This is a genomic window from Streptomyces acidicola, assembly GCF_009377235.1.
GTDB lineage: Bacteria > Actinomycetota > Actinomycetes > Streptomycetales > Streptomycetaceae > Streptomyces > Streptomyces acidicola.
The window spans coordinates 1-4,011 of sequence record NZ_VMNX01000426.1; the positions used below are offsets into that span (position 1 = coordinate 1).

Annotated in this window: 3 protein-coding genes; 2 read left to right on the top strand and 1 reads right to left on the bottom strand. The window is 72.7% G+C overall.

Annotated features, from left to right (window positions below):
• The coding region (locus FPZ41_RS45335; RefSeq protein WP_152870623.1) for a hypothetical protein at positions 1 to 207 on the bottom strand (207 nt) is incomplete at its 3' end.
• A 602-nt stretch (positions 208 to 809) separates the two neighbouring features.
• Here FPZ41_RS45335 and FPZ41_RS45340 point away from each other — a divergent pair.
• Together FPZ41_RS45340 and FPZ41_RS45345 are read left to right on the top strand one after the other, a co-directional pair.
• Positions 810 to 2,483, top strand: coding sequence for a serine/threonine-protein kinase (locus FPZ41_RS45340; RefSeq protein WP_322621552.1), 1,674 nt, complete (start codon positions 810 to 812; stop codon positions 2,481 to 2,483).
• Positions 2,484 to 2,756: 273 nt separating this feature from the next.
• Complete coding sequence (locus tag FPZ41_RS45345; RefSeq protein ID WP_152870625.1) at positions 2,757 to 3,989, top strand: serine/threonine-protein kinase; 1,233 nt, start codon at positions 2,757 to 2,759, stop codon at positions 3,987 to 3,989.
• The last annotated feature ends 22 nt before the right edge of the window (positions 3,990 to 4,011 follow it).

Here is a 4,011-nt window from a genome sequence, read left to right on the forward strand (position 1 = left end):
GCCCCGGTCGGACTGGGAGGCGCCCCCGTCCCCGCCGACCGCCGACGCGAGCCCGGAGGCCACCGCGGCCAGCGCCGTCCCCGACGGTGCCGTCACCAGCACATCGCAGGCGGTGGCACGTCCTCGCGGCTCCGAGGACGGTCCCAGCGGGTCTACGACGGTCAGCCGGATCTGCATCGCCGTCAGCGGTCCCTTCCGCGCGGGCACCCGCGCACGCGGGCGAGCCTGCGCGGTCCCCCCACCGCAGACTTCCCCCCACCGCACACGGGCACATCGGCCAGTACTGAAGGCATCCTCGCACCTGTCACTGACAACCTGCCCGCCCTCGCGGGGCAAGTGATCTTGATTGGTCGGCTCTGCCCGCAAAAGTGCCTGACCAGTGGACAGCGGATGCCACCCGGATGCCCGCTTGAGATCGGTCACGTCCGTCCCCGGCAACCAACACCGGCAGGAGAGCGTCTTTCCGTCGAACGTGTACATGAATGCCGCCGACCCCGTACGGGAATGCCGTCGATCACGTACGGGAATGCCTCGACCACGTAACTACGGGGATTCCGTCGAAACTACGGGGATTCCGTCGAACGAGCAGGGGAAGTCGAACGCGCAGGGGAAGCCGTACGTACTCGCATGCGTCGCGCGCTGAGCCGTCCGGCGGACGCGTGCGGGAGAGCACGGCACGACGACGGCCCGGTCCCGCAGGCGGCGGCATTACAGTGGGTCGGAACACCCGTTCCACCGGCGAGGCCGGTTGAATCGGCAGCAAGCAAAGCACCACGGACCAGGCAAGCAAGCAACAGGGAGCCCATGACGTGCGGCCGGTAGGGAGCAAGTACCTCCTGGAGGAGCCGCTTGGACGCGGCGCCACAGGCACCGTCTGGCGCGCCCGCCAGCGGGAGACCGCAGGGGCCGAGGCGGCCGTTCCCGGCCACCCCGGCGAGACCGTGGCGATCAAGGTCCTCAAGGAGGAGCTCGCCAACGACGCGGACATCGTGATGCGGTTCCTGCGGGAGCGGTCCGTGCTGCTCCGCCTCACACACCCGAACATCGTGCGGGTGCGGGACCTCGTGGTCGAGGGCGATCTGCTGGCGCTGGTCATGGACCTGATCGAGGGCCCGGACCTGCACCGCTATCTGCGCGAGAGCGGCCCGTTCACGCCCGTCGCCGCCGCCCTGATCACCGCCCAGATCGCCGACGCGCTCGCCGCCAGCCACGCCGACGGGGTGGTCCACCGCGACCTGAAGCCCGCGAACGTCCTGCTCAAGCAGGACGGCGACCAGTTGCACCCGATGCTGACCGACTTCGGCATCGCGCGCCTCGCCGACTCCCCCGGCCTCACCCGGACCAGCGAGTTCGTCGGCACGCCCGCGTACGTCGCCCCCGAGGGCGCCGAGGGCCGCCCCCAGACCTCCGCCGTCGACATCTACGGCGCCGGGATCCTGCTGTACGAGCTGGTCACCGGGCGTCCGCCGTTCGGCGGCGAGTCCGCGCTCGAGGTGCTGCACCAGCACCTCAGCGCCGAACCGCGCCGCCCCTCCACCGTCCCGGACCCGCTGTGGACGGTCATCGAACGCTGTCTGCGCAAGAGCCCGGAGGAGCGGCCCAGCGCCGAGAACCTCGCGCGCGGGCTGCGGGTCGTCGCCGAGGGCATCGGCGTTCACTCGAACGCCGCGCAGATCGCCGCCGCCGAGGGCGTGGGCGCCCTCCTCGCCCCCGACCCGGCGCCCGCGCCGGTACCGGGCACGCCAGGAGCGGCCGGCTCTGCCGACCCCACCCAGGTCCTGCCGAACAACGCGGGCGCGTACGACCCGTACGACCCGAACGCAGCCACCAGCGTGCTCCCGCACACCTCGGGCCCGGCGGGCGGCGCCGACCCGACGGCCGTCATGCAGTCGTTGCCGCCGAACCAGCCCGGCCAGCCGGGGCAGGGCGGCGGGCCGGACGACCCGCACCCCTGGCAGAACCAGCTCCGGGCGGCCCGCGACCGCAACGAGCAGACGCAGGTCCAGTACCTCGACCCCGGCGAGGACCCGCTGCGCCGCCGCCCCCAGCGGCAGGTCTCGCGGCAGCAGCCCCAGCAGCCGCCGCAGGGCAGGCGCCCGCAGCAGCCACCGCCCGGACAGGCGTACGGCTACCCGCAGCAGCAGCCCCAGCAGTACGCGCCCCAGCGGCAGGCGCCACCGCCGCCCCCGCCGCAGCAGTACGCGCCGCCCCAGCAGCCCGCGCCGCGCCCGCAGCGTGAGCCCCGGCAGCCGCGTCAGCGCAGCGCCAACCCGATGCGCATCCCCGGCCTCGGCTGCCTGAAGGGGTGCCTCTTCACGATCGTCATACTGTTCGTGGCGGGCTGGCTGGTCTGGGAGTTCAGCCCGCTGCAGCAGTGGATCGGGTCGACGAAGGACTACTGGGACCAGCTGACGACCTGGGTCAGCGACATCACCGGCTGGATCAAGGACCTGGGCGGGAACTCCGCGAGCCTGGGGCGGTAGCCGCCGCACGGTCCCCTTCCGGATCGGTCGTGGCGGACGCGTCGTACGCGACCGTCCTGTCCGCACTGTCCGCGACCGAACTGTCCGTAGCCGTACTCCGCCCTTCAGCCTGATATTCGTCTGTTCGTCTTCGTGTGTCGGTTTCGTGCGTCCGTGATGCGTCACCGGGGTTGGTGACTTGTCGACATCTGACGGGTGATTTCCGTCTCCGCGGTGAAGGTTGGCTCGTCGGACGCGTAGTTTTAGCGACAACACGCGTCCGTAGGAGCAGTTTTGACACGGAAGATCGGTAGCCGGTACACCGCGAACCAGATTCTGGGGCGGGGCAGCGCCGGCACGGTGTGGCTGGGCGAGGGGCCGGAGGGGCCCGTCGCCATCAAGCTGCTGCGCGAGGACCTCGCGTCCGACCAGGAGCTCGTGGGGCGCTTCGTCCAGGAACGCACGGCGCTGCTGGGCCTCGAACACCGCAACGTGGTGTCCGTACGGGACCTCGTGGTCGACGGCAACGACCTGGCGCTCGTCATGGACCTGGTCCGCGGCACGGATCTGCGCACCCGCCTCGACCGGGAGCGGCGGATGGCACCCGAGGCGGCGGTCGCGATCGTCGCGGACGTCGCCGACGCGCTGGCGGCGGCGCACGCGGCCGGGGTGGTGCACCGGGACGTGAAGCCGGAGAACGTGCTGCTGGACATGCAGGGCCCGCTGGGCCCCGGCGGCGCCCACCCGGCCCTCCTCACGGACTTCGGCGTCGCGAAGCTGATCGATTCCCCACGCCGTACGCGCGCGACGAAGATCATCGGTACGCCGGACTACCTGGCGCCGGAGATCGTGGAGGGCCTGCCGCCCCGGGCCGCGGTCGACATCTACGCCCTGGCGACGGTGCTGTACGAGCTGCTGGCGGGCTTCACGCCGTTCGGTGGCGGGCACCCCGGGGCGGTCCTGCGCCGCCACGTGACGGAGACGGTGGTCCCCCTCCCCGGCATCCCGGAGGAGCTGTGGCAGCTGCTCGTGCAGTGCCTGGCCAAGGCGCCGGCCTCGCGGCTGCGGGCCTCGGAGCTGGGCGCGCGGTTGCGGGAGCAGTTGCCGTCGCTGGCCGGGATGCCGCCGTTGGACGTGGACGAGCCGGACGCGGAGCCGCAGGAGGCGCACGAGGAGGAGACCGAGGCGGCCGCGCCCCGGGAGCGGGTGCGGCGGGGGGCGGTGCCCCTGGTGCCGGGAGCCAAGCCCGACTCGAACCGGGACACCCACACGTCGATGCGGGTGCCCGGGCCGGACGAGCTGGCCGGGGGGGCGCGCGGTACGGCTCGAGTGCCGCGGGCGGCGGGTGCTCCGCGGCCGGGGTCGGCCCGTCACCGGGCCACGACCCGGCGGCGGCGGATCACGCTCGGAGCGGCCGCGGTGGTGTTGCTCGCGGTCGTGGGGGTGGGCACCTGGGCCGCCACGTCCGGCGACGACTCGGGCGGCGCGCCCACGGACACGAAGAACTCGACGCCGTCGTCTCCGTGATGGGGGCTGTCTCTTATACAAA